This window comes from Bacillus sp. UNC438CL73TsuS30 (assembly GCF_000482325.1).
In the GTDB taxonomy this organism is placed as follows: Bacteria; Bacillota; Bacilli; order Bacillales; family Cytobacillaceae; genus Neobacillus.
Map to the genome: position 1 here is coordinate 1559296 of NZ_KI535295.1, position 19052 is coordinate 1578347.

12 protein-coding genes are annotated in these 19052 nt (G+C 39.0%); all 12 read left to right on the forward strand.

The window, feature by feature from the left end; all coding sequences use genetic code 11:
* The first annotated feature begins 8 nt into the window (after window positions 1–8).
* The 12 genes from M028_RS0121720 to M028_RS0121780 all read left to right on the forward strand — a co-directional run bounded on the left by M028_RS0121720 (window position 9) and on the right by M028_RS0121780 (window position 18501).
* Complete coding sequence (locus tag M028_RS0121720; RefSeq protein ID WP_051591151.1) at window positions 9–1559, forward strand: sugar ABC transporter ATP-binding protein; 1551 nt, start codon at window positions 9–11, stop codon at window positions 1557–1559.
* Complete coding sequence (locus tag M028_RS0121725) at window positions 1556–2545, forward strand: ABC transporter permease (RefSeq protein ID WP_051591152.1); 990 nt, start codon at window positions 1556–1558, stop codon at window positions 2543–2545. The genes M028_RS0121720 and M028_RS0121725 overlap by 4 nt, the downstream gene beginning before the upstream one ends.
* A 35-nt stretch (window positions 2546–2580) precedes the next feature.
* A complete protein-coding gene (locus M028_RS0121730) occupies window positions 2581–3333 on the forward strand; it encodes a glucose 1-dehydrogenase (RefSeq protein WP_026575719.1) in 753 nt (250 codons plus the stop codon).
* A gap of 42 nt (window positions 3334–3375) precedes the next feature.
* On the forward strand, window positions 3376–4158 hold the full coding sequence (locus M028_RS30745; protein WP_051591153.1) for an SDR family NAD(P)-dependent oxidoreductase: 783 nt from the start codon (window positions 3376–3378) through the stop codon (window positions 4156–4158).
* A gap of 70 nt (window positions 4159–4228) precedes the next feature.
* Window positions 4229–5599 (forward strand): putrescine aminotransferase, encoded by a 1371-nt coding sequence (locus tag M028_RS0121740; protein WP_026575720.1) that lies wholly within the window; start codon window positions 4229–4231, stop codon window positions 5597–5599.
* A gap of 16 nt (window positions 5600–5615) precedes the next feature.
* The gene (locus M028_RS0121745) at window positions 5616–7100 is read left to right on the forward strand and encodes an aldehyde dehydrogenase family protein (RefSeq protein ID WP_026575721.1); all 1485 of its coding nucleotides are present in this window, start codon (window positions 5616–5618) and stop codon (window positions 7098–7100) included.
* Window positions 7101–7373: 273 nt separating this feature from the next.
* On the forward strand, window positions 7374–8996 hold the full coding sequence (locus M028_RS0121750; RefSeq protein WP_035424254.1) for an amidohydrolase: 1623 nt from the start codon (window positions 7374–7376) through the stop codon (window positions 8994–8996).
* 737 nt (window positions 8997–9733) lie between these two features.
* The gene (locus M028_RS0121755) at window positions 9734–10897 is read left to right on the forward strand and encodes a saccharopine dehydrogenase family protein (RefSeq protein ID WP_026575723.1); all 1164 of its coding nucleotides are present in this window, start codon (window positions 9734–9736) and stop codon (window positions 10895–10897) included.
* Between the two features lie 384 nt (window positions 10898–11281).
* Window positions 11282–12991: a sigma-54 interaction domain-containing protein gene (locus tag M028_RS0121765; RefSeq protein ID WP_081810824.1), complete on the forward strand. Its 1710-nt coding sequence runs from the start codon at window positions 11282–11284 to the stop codon at window positions 12989–12991.
* 241 nt (window positions 12992–13232) lie between these two features.
* On the forward strand, window positions 13233–15311 hold the full coding sequence (locus M028_RS0121770) for a hydantoinase/oxoprolinase family protein (RefSeq protein ID WP_051591154.1): 2079 nt from the start codon (window positions 13233–13235) through the stop codon (window positions 15309–15311).
* Window positions 15308–17032: a hydantoinase B/oxoprolinase family protein gene (locus tag M028_RS30750; RefSeq protein WP_051591155.1), complete on the forward strand. Its 1725-nt coding sequence runs from the start codon at window positions 15308–15310 to the stop codon at window positions 17030–17032. The genes M028_RS0121770 and M028_RS30750 overlap by 4 nt, the downstream gene beginning before the upstream one ends.
* A gap of 101 nt (window positions 17033–17133) precedes the next feature.
* Window positions 17134–18501 carry an APC family permease gene (locus M028_RS0121780; protein WP_051591156.1) on the forward strand — a complete coding sequence of 456 codons (1368 nt, stop codon included), beginning with the start codon at window positions 17134–17136 and terminating at the stop codon, window positions 18499–18501.
* Window positions 18502–19052: the final 551 nt, after the last annotated feature.

Sequence of the window (19052 nt, forward strand, 5' to 3'; positions counted from 1 at the left end):
TTCGTGACATGGAGGGAGCAATGATAGGACCAGTTAGGACATTCGAAAAAGAAGCAATCAAAATTTCTGGTTTAACCAAGAAGTATGGGAATTTTTTTGCCAATTCAAATATTGACGTTACGATTTATGAAGGTGAGGTTCATGCGTTAGTAGGACAAAACGGATCGGGGAAATCAACTTTGTTAGGAATGTTATCAGGTCGAATTGCTCCTTCTGATGGAAGTGTCCACATTTTTGGAAGGGAATTACAGTATGGTGACCCAAGATCATCTAGAAATCTTGGAGTTGCCACCATATTTCAAGAATTGACGATCGTGCCTGAACTCACTGCCGTCGATAACGTCTTTTTAGGTCAATATATGAACACGAAGGGTTTTTTATCCCAAGGAAAGATGAAAGCCCGGTTTAAAGAATTGTGTGCCCAGTTAGGAGTAAATATTTCACCGATGGAAACGGCGGGACGTCTTTCCATTGCGGATCAGCAGATGTTAGAAATAATGCGCGGGCTTCAATCCAACGCAAATGTCATTATATTTGACGAGCCTACCGCCTCTCTTGCACCTCCAGAAAGGAAATCGCTGCTGGATACGATTCATTCCTTACGAGACCAAGGGATATGTATTATTTATGTCAGCCATCACTTGGATGAAGTACTGGAAATCAGTGATCACATTACTATTTTAAGAAGTGGAAAAAAAATTCGAACAGAACGAATAGAATACTGGAATAAGGATCGATTGGTTTCTGAAATGTTAGGGGAAGAGATTGGAAATGACCTAGCTAAGGTTATTTCTAAATCATTTCCTGAAAATGGCCAATTTGGTCAGGAGATATTACGTGCAGAAAAGGTGACTGTTCCAGGTTCAATTGAATCTATAGATATTTCGATCCGGGCTGGAGAAATTGTTGGGATTGGTGGATTGGTTGGCTCCGGAAGAAGCACTCTGGCTCGTGCCTTAGCGGGATTAGAGGCTTCATCCTCAGGAGAATTATGGATGGAAGGTAAAAAAGTAAAATGGCCGCATTCACCTAAATATTCGATGGGGCTGGGTATTGCCTTAGCACCTGAAGACCGTAAACATCAAGGTCTTGTATTAGATTTATCTAGTCAGATTAATATTAATATGGTGGATTTTAAGAGTGTAAGAAAATGGGGAATATATCATAAAAAATCCGCTAAGGAGAAAGCTGAGAAGCTTGGAAATAAATTTGGTCTTAACCGTTCAATCGATACAATCTGTCGAAATCTATCGGGTGGAAACCAACAAAAAGTATTATTGGCAAAAGTAACGAATATCAACCCGAAGGTTCTGATAATAGATGAACCAACACGAGGGATCGATATAGGAGTTAAAATCGATGTCTTAAAAATTCTTAAGCAATTAGCAAGAGAAGGGACCAGCATTATTGTCATTTCTTCTGAGTTAGAAGAGGTAGTTGCTATTAGCGATAGAGTACTAGTATTGTCAAAGGGAAAATTAGTTAATGAACTAAAAACAAAGGAAGAAATTAGTGTTAATAATATTCTCAAATCAACTTTTAAAGGGAGGGTCGTATGAATAATTTGGAGTCTAAAATCAATACAGAAAACATATCAACGTTTAATATCCAAAGTTTAAACTCTCTATTTTACAAATACGGTGTTGTGGTTGCATTCGCCATTTTGATCATCATCTCCACAATCCTTTACCCAGGATTCCTAAACTCAGCAAACCTTCTAAATATGTTTAGTCAATTGTCTATAATTGGAATGATGAGTATAGGAATGACTTTTGTTTTAATAACGGGTGGTCTGGATATGTCTGTTGGGGGAATTTATGCATCAAGTGCGGTCCTAATTGCAAGCTTGGCTGATCGCATATCCATTCCTATAGTCGCCCTAATTACCTTAATTGTAGGATTTTGTGCTGGTTTATTTAATGGTTTATTAGTAACAAAGTTAAAGGTTCCTCCGTTTGTAGCAACCTTAGGTACAGGATCTATGTTTACAGGGTTCGCTCTTGTTTATTCTAAGGCTCAACCGTTTTTTGTAGAAAAAGAATCATTCCGCTGGCTAGGATCGGGTTTCATAGGGAATATTCCAGTCTCGGTTATTCTTCTTTTTTTAGCTTATATTATTTTTGGCATTATTTTAGCCTTTACCACATATGGACGTTCTCTCTATTCCATTGGCGGAAATCACGAAGCAAGCAGGTTATCTGGATTGAGGGTAAATTGGCTTACAACAAGTGCCTATGGTTTATCTGGCCTATGTGCAGCGATTAGCGGCATAATAATCGCTTCAAGACTGGGGCAGGGACAGGCGAATATTGGGGATTTAATTATTATGGATGTTATTGCAGCAGTTGTGATCGGCGGTACCTCATTGAGTGGCGGCCAAGGAGCAATCTGGAGAACCCTAGTTGGCGGATGTACACTGATTATGATGTCAAATGTATTTGATAGTCTATCATTAAGCCCATATTGGCAATCGATTTTCAAAGGGATGATCATAATAGGAGCTGTTATGTTCGACTATTATGCTCGTTCAAAAATGAACAAATAAATTTTAGAAACATACGAAAATTAAGGAGAAATGATATGAAGCGTTTAGAAGGTAAAGTTGCCATCATTACTGGTGCTGCAATGGGTCAAGGTGCTGCTGAGGCAAAATTATTTGCCCGAGAAGGTGCGAAAGTTGTCGTAACAGACATCCTTGATCGGGAAGTCCAAAAGATTGCAAACGAAATTATTAATTCGGATGGAATCGCCTTGCCTTTTTGTCATGATGTTTCATCAGAGGAAGACTGGAAAAAGGTAATAGACAAGACATTACAGCATTTTGGAAAAGTGGATATCCTCGTTAACAATGCCGGAATCAGTTCACCTAATAACGTTGAACATGAAACGCTTGAAGGGTGGGAACGTGTTCAGGCAGTGAATACACGCGGTGTATTTCTTGGAATGAAATACACTGCTCCTGAGATTAGAAAAGCTGGGGGAGGATCCATTATTAACATTTCTTCAGTGTATGGAATTATTGGTGTAAATGGGTACGCATCTTACCATGCATCTAAAGGAGCTATCCGTGTTTTAAGTAAGTCTGCAGCAATGGAATTCTCAAAAGATTTCATAAGAGTTAACTCCATTCATCCGGGAATGATAGAAACCCCAATGACAGATGTCTTATTCTCTGATCCTGAAGCCGTTAAGTGGATGAAAGAAGTAACACCCTGGCCGCGTCTTGGCAAGCCTGAAGATGTAGCACATGGGGCATTGTTTTTAGCTTCAGAAGAATCATCATTCATAACGGGAACTGAATTGGTTATTGATGGGGGGTGGATTGCCAGTTAGTCCCCTTTTTCAGTCAATAATATAACAATTGGTGGTGTTCAAATGAAATTAAAAAACAAAGTAGCCCTGATTACTGGCAGTGGCTCAGGTATTGGGAAAACAACAGCATTACTGCTTTCACAAGAAGGAGCCCATATCATTGTAACAGATATAAATGAGAAAAATGGAAACCAAACTGTAGAGGAAATTCATCATCAGGGAGGTAAGGCTATATTTCTTCAACATGATGTAAGTCAGGAGGAACATTGGGCTCGAGTGGTAGAGGAATCGATGAAAACATTCAAGTCTATCGATATTTTATTTAATAATGCAGGCTTATTTCTATTAAAACCTTTACTTGAAACGTCGATGGAAGAATGGAATAAACTCATGAGTGTGAATGTAACAGGAACCTTCTTGGGGATGAAGTATGTAATCCCATGCATGTTAAAGAATAAAAGAGGTTCTGTGATTAATGCCTCATCTACTGCTGCATTGATTGGTGCGGCTGGACACACTTTATATGGAGCTTCTAAAGGAGCCATTCGAACCATGTCGAAGGATGCTGCTATGGAATTTGGACCCTATGTCCGTGTAAATTCTATTTATCCAGGTTTTATTAAAACCCAAATGGTAGAGTATGCCTCCAGGATGGCTAACAAACAACCAGAAGAACAAGCTAGGACGATCCCGTTAAGACGTTTAGGCGCTCCATTAGATGTGGCAAAAATGGTGTTGTATTTATCATCAGAGGAATCTGCATATATCACGGGAGCCGAATTTGTTATTGACGGAGGTTTATCAGCCGGTAAACCTGTTTGGGCGGAGGAACCTGAATTTTCTTAAATTTAAGGTTCTCACAATCTCAAAGAATAGATTTTTATGTGCAAAAAATCAGATTAAAAGGATGGATAATATGAGAAAAACGCGAGAAGAAAGCCTACAGATTGCAAAAAGGATTTTACATTATATCGAGAGTTCATCTCTTACAGGGGAGGAAAAAAACCAAATTGTAGAAGACTCTGTCGTGAATTTTGAAAATTATGTAAACAAAGCAATCCTAAAGCATCGGAAAGCAGCGTCTACTGACTATTCATTTGTTGAATGGGAAGGGGAAGGGGCAGTATTCAGAGATACAAAAGGAAAAGAATTTATAGATTGTTTAGGTGGCTATGGGGTTTACCTGCTTGGTCATCGGCATCCCAATGTTGTAAAAGCAGTAGAAGCACAAATTAAAAGATATGCCCTTCATAGTCAGGAACTTGTTGATCCACTACGTGGATATTTATCAAAACTAGTTGCAGCTATAACACCAGGGGATCTTCAATACTCCTATTTAACAAATTGTGGAACAGAAGCAAATGAAATGGCCATAAAGCTTGCTAGAATAGCTACTGGTAAAAAATGCTTTATTTCTACAACGAACGGTTTTCATGGTAAAACAATGGGATCACTTTCTGCATCAGGAAAGGCAGTTTTTCGCGAACCGTACATGCCGCTTGTTCCAGGATTTTATCATGTAGAGTATGGTAATGCCGATGCAATGGAAGAAATGGTTAAGAATCTTGAAACAACAGGGGAAACAGTTGCAGGTATAATCGTAGAGCCAATTCAAGGCGAGGGTGGAGTAAATATCCCGCCGATGGATTATTTTGAACGTCTTCGAAAACTATGTGATGAGCATGAATGTCTGCTTATTGTTGATGAAGTGCAAACAGGAATGGGGCGAACTGGCACCATGTTTGGAATTGATCACTTTGATGTTGTTCCGGATATTATGACTTTAGGTAAAGCATTCGGAGGCGGAGTTATGCCAATAGCTGCAATGGTCGCTCGAGGAAAGCATTGGAAAAGGCTGGAGGAAAATCCTTTTCTATTAGGATCTTCCACATTTGGGGGTAACCCGCTCTGTTGTGCTGGTGCTATTGCTGGAATTAAAACGATTCTGGAAGAAAACATTCCTCAAGTAGCTAAAGAAAAAGGGGACTATATTCTTGATCGGCTTACCCAAATGCAAATTAATTATCCAGAATTAATGGTTGCTGCAAGAGGTAAAGGCCTTTTGATTGGAATGCAGTTTGCTAATAATGATATTGGCTTTGACCTTGCTAAGCGGCTATTCAGTGACAATATTTTGGTGGGGGGGACTTTAAATAACGCTACTGTTATCCGGATTGAGCCACCTGCTGTGATTACTTATGAACAAATTGAAACGGTTCTAAATACGATTGAAAAACATCTTGGCAATATGGTTAAAGAAGAACAATATCAAATGGTTAATTCCTAAAGAGAAGGGATTTAATATGGTTAATATTATACAAACCCGATATGATCAATTATATATAAATGGAGAATGGGTAAAGCCGGTTAGTGGGAAGAGCTTACCAGTCTATAACCCCGCAACAGGAGAAGTTCTTGCAAGAGTAGCAGCTGGTGAAAAAGAAGATGCTCAGGCAGCCATTAGAGCTGCCAGACAAGCATTTGATTGTGGAGAATGGAGGAACTATTCTCTGAGAAAAAGAGGGCAACTTCTTAATCAGCTTGCAAATAAAATTGAAGAAAATGCTTCCTTTCTTTCAGAATTAGAAACTATGAATAATGGAAAGACAATTAAAGAAGCAAAAATTGATATTGAATCGACTATACAAACATTTAGATATTATGCGGGTCTAACAACAATACAATTAGAGGAAACTTTAGAAGTAGAAGCACCTCTTACATCAAAAATCGTAAGAGAACCTATAGGTGTCTGTGCTCAAATCATCCCTTGGAACTATCCCCTTTTGATGGCTGCTTGGAAATTGGCGCCAGCACTTGCTGCAGGAAATGTTTGTATTTTAAAACCATCTGAGTTTACACCACTTACTGCGATCCATTTATTTGAATACATGGATGAGCTAGATTTCCCTAAAGGGGTAGTGAATCTTTTAAATGGGACTGGAATTGAGGTGGGTGCTCCTCTTGTAGAAAGCAACCTTGTTGATAAAATTGCCTTTACAGGTGGAACAGCAACTGGCAAGACAATATTAACTTCAGCAGTAGGAAATTTAAAAAAGGTATCCCTTGAACTAGGTGGTAAATCAGCAAATATTATTTTTAATGATGCAGATTTTGAAACGGCTTTGGATTATGGAATGTTTGCAATTTTTAATAATAGCGGACAAGTTTGTTCGGCAGGATCCAGGCTTCTCGTTGAAAGAGGGATTTATGACCGTTATGTAAATAAACTAGTTGAACGGACTAAGAAAATCAGAGTAGGTAATGGAATGAATTCTCTCTCTCAAATGGGACCATTAATAAATGAAAGGCAATTGGAAAAAGTTCTAAACTATGTTGAAATTGGAAAAAAAGAAGCCTCTCTTGCTTGTGGCGGTACACGTTTAGAAAATGATGAATTAAAGAATGGGTATTTTATTTCTCCTACTATTTTTACAGATGTCTATCCTGATGCACTTATTGCTCAGGAAGAAATTTTTGGTCCCGTCTTGTGCATTATTCCATTTGAAGGTGAAGAGGAAGCAATAAAGATTGCGAATGGAACCCCTTACGGACTTGCTTCCGGAATTTTTACTTTAGATGTTTCAAAAGCTGAACGAGTATCTAAAAGTATAAGGGCTGGAGTAATCTGGATTAATACGTATGAACAAACCTTAATTGAGGGTCCTTGGGGTGGTTATAAAGAGAGTGGAATAGGGCGTGAGCTCGGTACTTATGGATTGGAACAATATACGGAAGTAAAACACGTAATAAATAATATGGAAATCAAACCAACTGGGTGGTTTGATTAAGAAATCTCTTAATTTTTTAAATCAATTGTATTACAGAGGAAATTCTTAGTAAATATTAGATTGGTATTAAACTTAATATACTGATTTATTGTGATAATGTTATCGAAATATCTATCTTAGCATTTTAATAGTTGATTGTATAGCTGCTTCTTTAAAGGTTTCAGTTTTATACCTTCTTAAAAAGGTAAAAACAATATACTTTGGAGTAGTTATACTTTTTTTAAATTATTTCTGATATTATCCCATCGGTATTTTGACAGGAGGAATGTACATATGATCAATTTTAGGAAAGCAGATGTTGTCCTTTCAAGTAATACCGTCTTTACTGGACTTACTAATACACCGGAGCCAGCCACTATTGCCATTATTAATAATAAGATTGCAGCAATCGGTACTGAAGAGGAAATATCTTCTTTTATTGGAGATAATACAAAAATCTACCGTTATCAAAATCAACTGATTATGCCAGGGTTTCATGATTTTCATCTTCACATAATCTTAGGAAGCATTGAATTGGATAGTATTAGCCTTGTAAATGCAAAATCGGAAGAGGAAGTAGCAGAAATGGTTCTTCAATTTGCTTATACAAGACCTGAAGATGATTGGATTATAGGATTTTCATGGGAAAATGAGAATTGGGAAAATAAACAATTGCCTACCCGAGCTTCATTAGATCGGGTTCTTCCAGATAGACCTGTAATTCTTACTCATACAGAATTACATTATGCATGGGTAAATAGCAAGGCACTTGAGGTAATGGGAATTGGTCGGGATACAGAAAATCCTCCTTTTGGTGAATTTGCAAAGGATGAGAATGGAGAACTAACAGGCATAATATACGAAGATGCGATGGAATTAATCTCCAAAGGTGCCTACAATTTTTCACGAGAAAAGAAAAAACAAATGGTAAAAAACTTTTTTAAAATGGCTGCAAAATACGGTGTTACCTCATTAAATGATTTATATGGTCCGTCTAGTGAGATTATTGATGATTTTGAGCTATATAAACATTTAGAGGATTTAGGTGATTTAACGACTCGAATTCACTTTTATCCTGCTCTAAACGGTGACTTAGAACAAGCTAAAAAGCTGAGAGATACGTATAAAACGGACTTGCTGCAATTTTCAGGCCTAAAACAATTTATCGATGGAGTCATTACTGGATATACAGCATACTTATTAGAACCTTATGCAGATAATCCTAAAATACGTGGAAATACAACGTTTCCACCTGAATTAATTAAAAAATGGGTTGTAGACGCTGATAAAGAAGGTTTTAGGATTCGTTTTCATGCAGTCGGTGATGCGAGCGTCCGTCTAGCGTTAGATGCATTTGAAGAAGCACAGAAAATAAATGGTTTAAGAGACTCCAGACACACCATTGAGCATATTGAAATAATTCATCCTGACGATATTAGTCGTTTTCATCAGTATGGTGTCATTGCCTCGGTACAACCCTATCATTTAGCAGCATTGGAAAGAGATGCATATTTATCTCGATTAGGTTCAGAAAGGGATAAACTTACATTTCCTTTAAATACATTAAAGACTGCTAGAGCAAAGTTAGCTTTAGGAAGTGATTGTCCAGTTGTTCCTTTAAATCCAATGCTAGAAATTTATCGAGCCATAACTAGAATGGATAGTACTAATGAAAGCGGAAAGATATGGAATGCTCATGAATGCATTACTCTTGCGGATGCATTAAAAGCCTATACTTATGGGTCTGCTTTCGGAACGTTCAGAGAACATGAATTAGGTACTTTAGAAGTTGGTAAACTAGCAGATATAATTGTATTAGACCGCAATCTTTTTGAAGTTCCGGCAGAAGAAATACCGGAAACACGGGTGGAATTAACCATTATGAATGGAACAATAGCCTTTCAACAGGAAAAATAGAAAATATTAGAAACTAATTGGTATGATTAGATTGAAAGTTTGGTGGTACAAATCCCTTTTAAACGCCTGGTCTGCTAAATAGTTAAAGTATCGGCGGATTGACCTCATTTTCAAAGGATGAATGTTGATCTTTCATGAGAAAAAGTAAGTTTCTAGAAGCTATGCAAATTCGGGGAGACCCCACTCAAAAGACCAACGGGACGGTTTAGATAAAACTCCTCTGCTATTGGCTGGATGTGGAAAAAGTTGATATTCTGCCATTTTTGATTTCCTGGTTCAGATAATGTTTGAAGCCGAATATCCGTGATTCTTGATAGTTCTCGTATGGATAAATCCTCCTTCCTGGCTAGGTTTTTCTTTTCAAACCATTAGATAACGGATTTCGGATCATTTTCTAGGCAAGTGTGCCATAAAAGTTTCCCTTTAGCAAAACTGATATGATTCTAGTACGAAGAATCATAAATTGGTCCCCTGATTTGCTATATGGTTTAAGCAAAAAGGGGCCTCATTTTTAAAAATAATTACGTTTAATCTCAGAATTCGATGCTAATTTGCATCGAATTTGATGTATGATGCCATCTTTTTTGTTTGTGATGCAATGCTAATGATTGTAATTATACGGAAAAACGACTTGGCATTATTTTTGCATTAGTAATAAGTAAGGCTTATGTGTACCAAATTTTTCAAGGAGGATTTGGTGCACTACAGTGTTAAAAAATTTTTAGGGAGGAATTAATATGAATAAAATTGTTGTATTAGGTGCTACCGGAACGATTGGACGCGTCATTGTAAAAGATTTAGTTGAAAGCGGCATAAGTGTGATTGCAGCAGATTTAGATGTTAATAGACTAGAAGAGTTAAAAAAATGGGTGGATAATAAGATTAGCATTTTTCCACTTAATATTAAAGACGAGGAAAGAACAAAGGAAGTTCTCAGTCAAGCAAGGGTTTGCGTCAATGCTACCAATTATATATTTAACATCGATGTAATGAAGGCAGCAGCAGCAGCTGGTGTTAGTGTTCTTGATCTTGGCGGATTATTCAACCGAACCAAAGAACAATTAAAATTGGATCAAGAAATGGCTGATGCCAATATTTTATCCATTGTGGGAATGGGCTCCGATCCCGGGACTTCGAATATTTTTAGCCGGTATGGCGTGGAACACCTGGATGTCGCGGAGGAAATTCATATCCGTTATGGTTCGACCTCTTCAGGAGTAACCTTTTCCTTTGCAGTCGATACCATCATTGATGAGGCGATAAACAACGCACTAGTTGTAAAAAATGGAAAATTAAGTGAAATCCCTCCGTTAGCGGATGAAGAATATACCAGCTTTTCTGAGGAAATTGGGGCGCAAAAAACCTATTCCATTATCCATTCGGAATTAGCGACATTGCCAGTGAGTTTTCCAAGTGTAAAGAATATTACCTATAAGGATACCTGGGATCCTGAAACGATTGAAAAAATTAAATTGTTAACTTCTTTAGGCCTTTTAGAAACCGGCCCTGTTGAAATTAGAGGGGAAAGGGTAATTCCACGACAACAAACCGTTTCATTATTACAAACAGTATTGTCCGCTAATGAAAAACCGGTATGGGGCAAAGATTCCTTACTAGTCGAGGTTAAGGGAATTAAAAATGGAAATAAAGCATCGGTTCGTTTAGAGGTTGTAACAGGTTATCAAAAGGAGTGGAATGTCAGTCCAACGCAATATGCGACAGCTGTTCCTGCTTCGATTGTTGCGCAAATGATATTGAATGGAGAAGTCGCGGAAAAGGGAGTTAAGCCTCCTGAGAAATGTATTGATCCAATGAAATTTTTAGCGTATCTAAAACAAAAAAACGTTGAAGTTAGTATTACCTACAGTGAAACGGAAAAAGGAAGTCCTGTTTTCGTGTAAGTTGAAGGAATGAGGCATATCATGAGGTTAAGCAGGTAAACATCAATTGAAATGTTCAGCCAAGCGGGTGGTTTGGAAGAAAGTAGTTTTGGCAGGAAGATTTACTTCTTGCCATTTTGTTTTTCTAGGAAAAGCCCATCATCACTTTTCGATGATCTGGGCTGCAAGTTAATGGGATAACAACCGCTGTTTATGAAGGGCAAGGTGCAATATAGATTCGTAGAGTTTCATGAAGATGAGCTCTGTTCCTTTGCACACAGGAACGTTCTAACAGGAGGTTTGCAGTTAGTATCGAATAATAATGTATGAAGGTGGTTTCTGTATATTTCTCAATCAATCTTTTACTTCGATTGCTAAAGAAGCGATAAAAGGGAGTGAAATAAAATGAATATAAAGGATTATTTCATAAGAGATGCGATTTGTATAACATTGCCTGTAACCTTTCATCAAATTGTATTTGAGGCAATTAAATCAAATTATAATTGGTTTATTCTTTGTTCGGGCCAAAGGATAGCGGGGTGTATTAGACGCGAAACGTTATATGAAAAATTAAAAGAAGTTGATCTCGCCAATATAAATACGGTATCTATTGAGTGTATCACGACGGAGGTTTCCGTTTTAAATTATGAAGATTCGAATCAACCGATCTATGAAGAAAATAAAATAATTGTTATTATGAATAAAAATAAGGAGATTAAAGGAGTAATTGATTGGGAGTCTGATAATAATATTCAAAATATTGCGTACAATGATGAGTGGTTTATGAAAGAATTGCAAACCGTTTTTGAACAGTATTATCAAAGTGTGTTTGTAGCAGATAAAACAGGAAAAGTAATTCGGGTAACCTCTACAGATGACCAGCAGCATTTAGGTAAAAATGTGTTTGACCTAGAGAAGATGAAAGTATTCTATCCCTCAATCACCGCGAAGGTTTTAAGATCGGGAAAGCGGGAAAGTGGCTTGCAGTATACAAGTAAGGGTGAAATTTTTGATATTGAATCGATCCCTATTAAAAATGACAAAGGGGATGTTATTCGGGTAGTTTCGATAACAAAGGATTCAACTGAGATCAATGAACTAAATCAAAGACTGGAGGAATCTAGGAGGCTGCTGGAAAATTATAAAACAGAAGTTGCTCGTATTCATCAAGGAAAATCCGAGGAGAAACAATTTATTTATAAGAGCAAGAAGATGGAAGAATTGAATGAGTTTATAAGTTCGGTAGCATCAGTTGATGCCTCAGTATTAATATTGGGTGAAACGGGCGTAGGGAAACAATTAGTGGCAAATCAAATCCATTTATTAAGTAATAGAAGAGATAAACCATTTATTACAATCAATTGTGGAGCAATACCAGAAAACCTATTAGAGTCGGAATTATTTGGATATGAAGAGGGGGCTTTTTCGGGTTCAAGAAGAGGTGGAAAACTAGGAATATTTGAGCTTGCGGATAAAGGGACTCTTTTTTTGGATGAAATTGGCGAACTGTCACTCCCTCTTCAGGTTAAGCTTTTACGAGCCTTACAGGAAAGGGTGATTATGAAAGTTGGCGGGACAAAGGAAAAGAAAATCGATGTCAGGATTATTACCGCTACAAATAAAGACCTTAGTCAAATGATCAAAGATGGTACATTTCGCGAGGACCTATACTATCGAATTAATGTGGTTCCTATCCAAATTCCCAGCCTTAGAGATCGAAAGGAAGACATAGAGAAACTGGCTTTTTATTTCCTGCATGAATTTAATAAAAAATATCGAAAAAATATTGCCTTTAATCCTGTGCAGTTAAAACAATTATTACAGTATTCATGGCCAGGTAATGTAAGGGAGTTAGAAAATACGATAGAAAGATTTGTAGTAATGGAAAAGGCCATCATCATGGATGAAAAGGAAAACAATGCTTCGGAACTAATTCCTTTAGAAATAGAGGATCAAGATCTGCCAAATTTAGTAGAATTCATAGAGACAGTTGAAAAGAAAGTTTTATTAAAGGCGATGAGCCGATATAACACAACCAGGGAAATGGCAAGTAGTCTCGGAGTAAACCAATCTACTATTGTTAGAAAGCTGCAGAAACATGGGATAGAGAGATAGGATGCTAAGTGGTTAAAATACTTGCGCATTAGGCTGACGTTTATTTCCTGGTTTGATGCAAAAACGCATTTATGCTGATGTAAGATGCCATCATAATATGCATTGTAGAAGGAAAACTCAGTAAAGTTAGTCTATTTAGGAATGATTAATTTTGGCACGATGCTTGCAATATCTTTTAATAAGGTATTTGCAAGCAAATGTAAACGCAATCAATAAAATTCATTACTAGAAGAGGTGTTAAATGATGAGCTCGATTGAAGTCCCAACTAATGTCCGTGTAGGTATTGATACTGGTGGAACTTTTACAGACTGCGTTTTATGGAAGGATGAAACTCCATTAATTGTTATTAAGGTCCCTTCGACCCCTTCAAATCCAGCAGAAGCCATATTGAATGGGTTGGAACGTCTTTGTAAAATAGCGGAAATACCTATACATAGTGTTAAGTTCCTGGCACATGGGACAACCGTAGCTACAAATGCAATGCTGCAGGAGCAATGGGCGAAAGTAGGGCTGATTACTACAAAAGGCTTCCGCGATTTATTAGAGATTGGTACACAAATGCGCCCTGAATTATATCAGCTTCACCAGCAAAAAGCTGCCCCAATCGTCCCTCGTAATCTCCGAATGGAGGTAACAGAGCGTGTAGATCCTTATGGAAGAGTAGTTGAAAAGATAGATAAAGACGAGATATACGAAGTATTAAATGAAATGGTCTCCAACGAAATTGAAAGCCTTGCCGTCTCTTTTCTATTCTCATACGCTAATTCGGAACATGAAGCAGCAATTCGAGAGGCAGCCGCAGAACTTGCTCCTGATCTTTATGTATGTATTTCTTCAGAGGTCAGTCCAGAGTTTCGCGAGTATCCCCGCACATCTACAACTGTGATTAACGGTGCATTAGCTCCGGTTGTACGGCGGTATATTCGCCATTTGCGTCAGGAACTGGAGGCAAAAGGAATCGGGAATAAATTAAATATTATGCAGTCAAATGGCGGGATTGTATCTGGTAAGGAAGCAGAGGTGTCTTCACATAACCTTATCCTCAGCGGGCCAGCTGGAGGGACGGTTGCAGCTGCAGAAATTGCCCGGAAGGCAAATGTTCCAAATGTCCTGACTTTTGATATGGGAGGTACAAGTTCCGACATTGGAATCATTATCGACGGAAAACCCCAAGTGGTTCAAGGGACCACGGTCAATAACACGTACCCTCTTCAAGTTCCAACTGTTGACATTCATACGATTGGGGCTGGCGGAGGCAGTATAGGATGGAAAGACCAGGGTGGAGCATTGAAAGTAGGCCCTAAGAGTGCAGGTGCTGTGCCTGGGCCGGCTTGTTATGGATTAGGCGGTATCGATCCTACGGTGACCGATGCGAATCTTTTCCTAGGCCGGCTTGATCCAGAACATTATCTCGGCGGTGAATTTGATGTTTACCCCGAACTGGCGTATGAATCATTAAAAAGGCTTGCTGATGAGTTAGACCTTGATGTGGAACGAGTGGCTGCCGGAATTTTAGAAGTTGCCAATGCTAATATGGCCGGTGCTCTTCGGGTGGTATCAAGCCGCCGCGGTTACGATCCAAGAGACTTTGCGTTAATGGCTTATGGCGGTGCAGGGCCATTACATGCTACAGCACTTGCCCGGGAATTAGGGATTAGACAGGTGATGATCCCTGCTTCGCCTGGTGTGTTATGTGCAACAGGCCTGCTCCTTAGTGATATCCGCCATGACTTTACACATACCGAGGTCGTTTCAATTAAGAATGCCAATTTAATGAAACTAGAAGAAAGTTTCATCCAACTTGAAAATAGGGGTGTAGACCGCCTTGATAAAGAGGGTGTACCTTCTGACAGAATAGGTTTGAAACGGTCGCTGGATCTTCGTTACAATGGGCAGGAATATTATCTGAATATTCCAATTGAGGAGGAAATTACAGCAGCACTTCTTAAAAATGCAACCGATAGTTTTCATGAAGTTCACAGGAGCACTTACGGTCATGCAGCAATAGATGAACCCGTTGAAATTGTTAATTTACGATTATCCGCCATTGGCGAAATTGACAGAATAGATAACCAGCAAGTAACCGAAGTGATTGGTGTAAATTCTGCCATACCGATTAACCATCGATCCGTGTTCTTTGATGATTATGGCTGGATGGATACACCTATTTATCGCCGTGAAGATTTCACATTGGATGTGGAGATTGAAGGACCAGCCATTATTGTCCAAATGGATACAACCATAATTATTGAGCCAAAGCAAAATGTAAGGTCTGACGAACGAGGAAATCTAATTGTGTTATTGGAGGGGATCGAATGAGCAAACAAATGCAGACATCCATAAATAAGCCATTACCAGAATTGGAGATTGATGCAATTACGCTGGAGGTTGTTTATAGCAGCTTGCTTACTGCCGCAGACGAAATGAGCGGTGTGCTTGGGAGAAGTGCTTATTCGCCAATTATTCGAGAAATGATTGATTATTCATGTGGAATTTTTGATTCTACAGGGAATCTAATTGCACAGGCAGAAAATATTCCAGCCCATCTTGGATCAATGGGCACGGCTCTAAGGGATCTTTTAAACGACTTTCCTTTAGATTCATTTAAACCAGGTGATGCGTTCTTAGTAAACGATCCATACCGTGGCGGACAGCACACACCAGACCTTCACGTGTTTACCCCGGCTTTCTATGACGGTGAATTAATCGGAATTTGTGGAACGATTGCCCACCATGCAGACATGGGCGGTAAGAATCCTGGAACGGAGGGTTTTGACAACAGATCGATTTTTGAAGAGGGTCTGCGCATCCCGCCCGTAAGGCTGGCAACAGCAGAGGGAATAAATGAGGCAGTTACAACAATCATCGCCGGAAATGTCCGGGAGCCTAAAGCAACGATGGGGGATCTGCGTGCTCAAATAGCTGCCTGCCGATTTGGTGAAGGGCGCTTGAAGGATCTTGCTAAGCGGTATGGAGGCAATAATTTAAAGGAAGTCATGAAAAAGTCCATGGATTACTCAGAATTGCGCATGCGGACTGAGTTAGCCACTATGAAGGATGCTGCGGCGACTGTCAGCGGGTGGCTGGATGATGACGGTGTTGGGGGCGAACCAGTAGAAATACGTGTAAAAGTTGTTAAAAATGGACAGGAAATTGAAGTTGACTTCACTGGCACAAGCCGCCAAATGGCAGGCGGTATGAATGTTCCGCCAGCCGCAGCAGCTTCAGCCGTTCTATATGCAATAAAGTGTGTTGTCGATCCGGAAACACCACAAAATCAGGGGTGCTTCCGGCCGATAAAAGTAGTGCTTCCTGAAGGAAGTATCGTAAATCCCCATTTTCCAGCGGCGGTAAGTTTACGTCATCTTGCTGTTCAGCGAATAGCTGATACCATTTTACGGGGGCTTTCAGAGCTATATCCAGAACGAACAGCTGCAGGAACATTCATCGGATTCTCAAGTTTGGCCATTGACAGCTGGCATCCCGTTAATAAAACCCCAAGGGTAATCCAAGACGACCTCGGGGGAGGAATGGGGGCCCATGCTAACGGTGATGGCATTGATGCAGTTGATACCCACTGTGGGAACGTTGCCATTTTACCTGCTGAAGTATGTGAACTATCTTATCAGGTGCGTGTTCGCTCAACCGAGCTTATACCTGATTCGGGAGGACCGGGAAAATGGCGCGGGGGACTAGGGATTAGAAGGGAATACGAGATACTTGAACAGCCGCATCAAGGACTAGTTTATACCGAACAATCCAATCCAAATTTTGCTCCATGGGGATTAGACGGTGGGGGAACAGGCACACCAGCGAGGATCAGACATGTTGGGAGTGATGGAAAAGAGATCGAAATGACTAAGGGATATTTGCGGGCTCTTCCAGGTGATCGGATCATTATTGAAACATCAGGCGGCGGTGGATACGGCGATCCAATTTCTCGTGATCCTCAACTAATCTTAAAGGATATCCGTGAAGGAAAGGTAAGTAAGAAAGCGGCAGAAAAAATATATGGTGCCGTAGACAAAGGAATCTTTTAAGATTCCTTTGTCTACCCGATTCCAAATATTTGTTAACACGGACGATGGTAACTCATTACTTGACCTATTATCACTAAATGATATGAGGAGAGGTTGAATCTATGGAGGGTGCTGTAAAGAAGAACAAAGATACAATTAAAGTTAAGGAAGATACTTTACTAGAGGAATTTGGGTATAAACAGGAACTAAAACGCACACTTTCATTTTGGGACTTATTAATTTATGGGTTATGTTTAATGGTCCCAATTGCCCCATTTGCTATATATGGTTATGTGGCGCAAGCTTCTAGCGGGATGGTCGCACTTGCCTATTTAATTGGCATGGTTGGTATGATTTTCACAGCCCTTAGTTATGCTCGCATGTCAGAGGCATTTCCGATTGCAGGTTCTGTCTATTCCTATGCTCAGCGTGGGATAAACGAGTTTGTTGGATTTTTCGCTGGCTGGATATTTTTACTAGACTACATTTTTGTACCTACATTAATTTATTTGGTTGCTGCTGCGGCACTTAGTGGTATTCTTCCTGGAGTCCCAATGGTTGCTTGGATTGTATTCTTTATTTTGATCAATACAGTTTTAAATATAGTTGGTGTTAAGATTACAACAACAGCACTTAAAATCATCTTATTTTTATCATTAGCTGTGTTAGTCGCTTTTGTGATATTTGGAATTATTGCAGTAGCAAATGGAGTTAATGGTGCTGAGTTTTCAATTAAACCACTATATAATCCTGAACACTTTAGTATCGGACTAGTGATGGGGGCTGTTTCGATTGCTGTATTAAGCTTTTTAGGATTTGATGCAGTTTCGACGCTTTCTGAGGAATCTAAAGGAGAAAGAAAAGCAGTAGGGAAGGCAATTATTTACTCTTTACTTGCAGTAGGGGCTTTATTCATAATTCAAACCTGGATTGCAGCACTCATTTATCCTGATTTTAATGGCTTTACCAATATAGACACTGCTTTTTATGACATTGCTGCAATGGCTGGGGGTGCCTGGTTAAAGTGGGTTACCGCGGGGGCTGTGGCAATTGCCTTTGGCGTTGCTGATGCCATGATCTTCCAAGCTGCAATAGCACGTCTTTTATTCAGTATGGCTCGGGATAAGAAATTACCTGCCTTCTTTGCGAAAGTACATCCAAAATATAAAACACCTTATACAAGTACCATCATTGTTGCCATTATTTCATTAGTTGTTGCTACCCTTTTCACATCTCACATGGATGACTTAACTTCTTTAGTGAATTTTGGTGCGCTAACAGGATTCATGTTACTTCATATTTCAGTAATAAACTATTTTATTCGAAAAAAGAAGAGTAAGGATTATCTAAACCACCTTATATTCCCAATCATTGGATTGATAATTATTGGCTACGTTTGGATTAGCTTAGCTTCAATAGCTAAACTGATTGGTGGGATTTGGATTATATTGGGTGCATTTTATATGATCTATTTGAAAATGAAAAAGTGACAGTATAGGTTCGCTTGGGGTTAGTCGCCCGGTTTGCTAAATGGATAAAGCAGTGGGGGACTGACACTATTTTCTGGAAGGAGGATTTGTACACTATGCTAATTTGAGGCCGCCTAGAAGATGAATGGATCGGAAGGAATAAATTCCTGATAAACTTATCTTAAAAACTAGAAAAGTTTGTTTTCCTAAAGGCTTTTAGCAGTTTTAACAAGGAGAAAGGGGGCTCTAGCTAGCTGGGGTCAGCGTATAATGGCAATTAAGTCAAGAGTAAATATTTTATAAAAAAGGCCAAACTTAAGTAGAACCCCAATATCCATTTTTTTGAAGATTCAACCATCACAGAACTATATAACAGGGCTCCTCTAGAACGTGAAAGGATCTCGTGTTTTCATCCTACAGTGATACCACCTAGCAAATATAAACTTTGAATTTCACGTATTATCCGTATTTGCAGGACAAGATCCATAACGCTGACCCACGAGGTCTAAAGCCTCAGACACCCAATACAATGTGATCTAACGCCCTAGAGGAGCCCCATTTTCATTAAAAAT

Excerpts from the sequence above, each read along its gene's own strand:
- M028_RS0121720 (WP_051591151.1), top strand. The coding sequence starts at position 9 with ATGGAGGGAGCAATGATAGGACCAGTTAGGACATTCGAAAAAGAAGCA.
- M028_RS0121725 (WP_051591152.1), top strand. The coding sequence starts at position 1,556 with ATGAATAATTTGGAGTCTAAAATCAATACAGAAAACATATCAACGTTT.
- M028_RS0121730 (WP_026575719.1), top strand. The coding sequence starts at position 2,581 with ATGAAGCGTTTAGAAGGTAAAGTTGCCATCATTACTGGTGCTGCAATG.
- M028_RS30745 (WP_051591153.1), top strand. The coding sequence starts at position 3,376 with ATGAAATTAAAAAACAAAGTAGCCCTGATTACTGGCAGTGGCTCAGGT.
- M028_RS0121740 (WP_026575720.1), top strand. The coding sequence starts at position 4,229 with ATGAGAAAAACGCGAGAAGAAAGCCTACAGATTGCAAAAAGGATTTTA.
- M028_RS0121745 (WP_026575721.1), top strand. The coding sequence starts at position 5,616 with ATGGTTAATATTATACAAACCCGATATGATCAATTATATATAAATGGA.
- M028_RS0121750 (WP_035424254.1), top strand. The coding sequence starts at position 7,374 with ATGATCAATTTTAGGAAAGCAGATGTTGTCCTTTCAAGTAATACCGTC.
- M028_RS0121755 (WP_026575723.1), top strand. The coding sequence starts at position 9,734 with ATGAATAAAATTGTTGTATTAGGTGCTACCGGAACGATTGGACGCGTC.
- M028_RS0121765 (WP_081810824.1), top strand. The coding sequence starts at position 11,282 with ATGAATATAAAGGATTATTTCATAAGAGATGCGATTTGTATAACATTG.
- M028_RS0121770 (WP_051591154.1), top strand. The coding sequence starts at position 13,233 with ATGATGAGCTCGATTGAAGTCCCAACTAATGTCCGTGTAGGTATTGAT.
- M028_RS30750 (WP_051591155.1), top strand. The coding sequence starts at position 15,308 with ATGAGCAAACAAATGCAGACATCCATAAATAAGCCATTACCAGAATTG.
- M028_RS0121780 (WP_051591156.1), top strand. The coding sequence starts at position 17,134 with ATGGAGGGTGCTGTAAAGAAGAACAAAGATACAATTAAAGTTAAGGAA.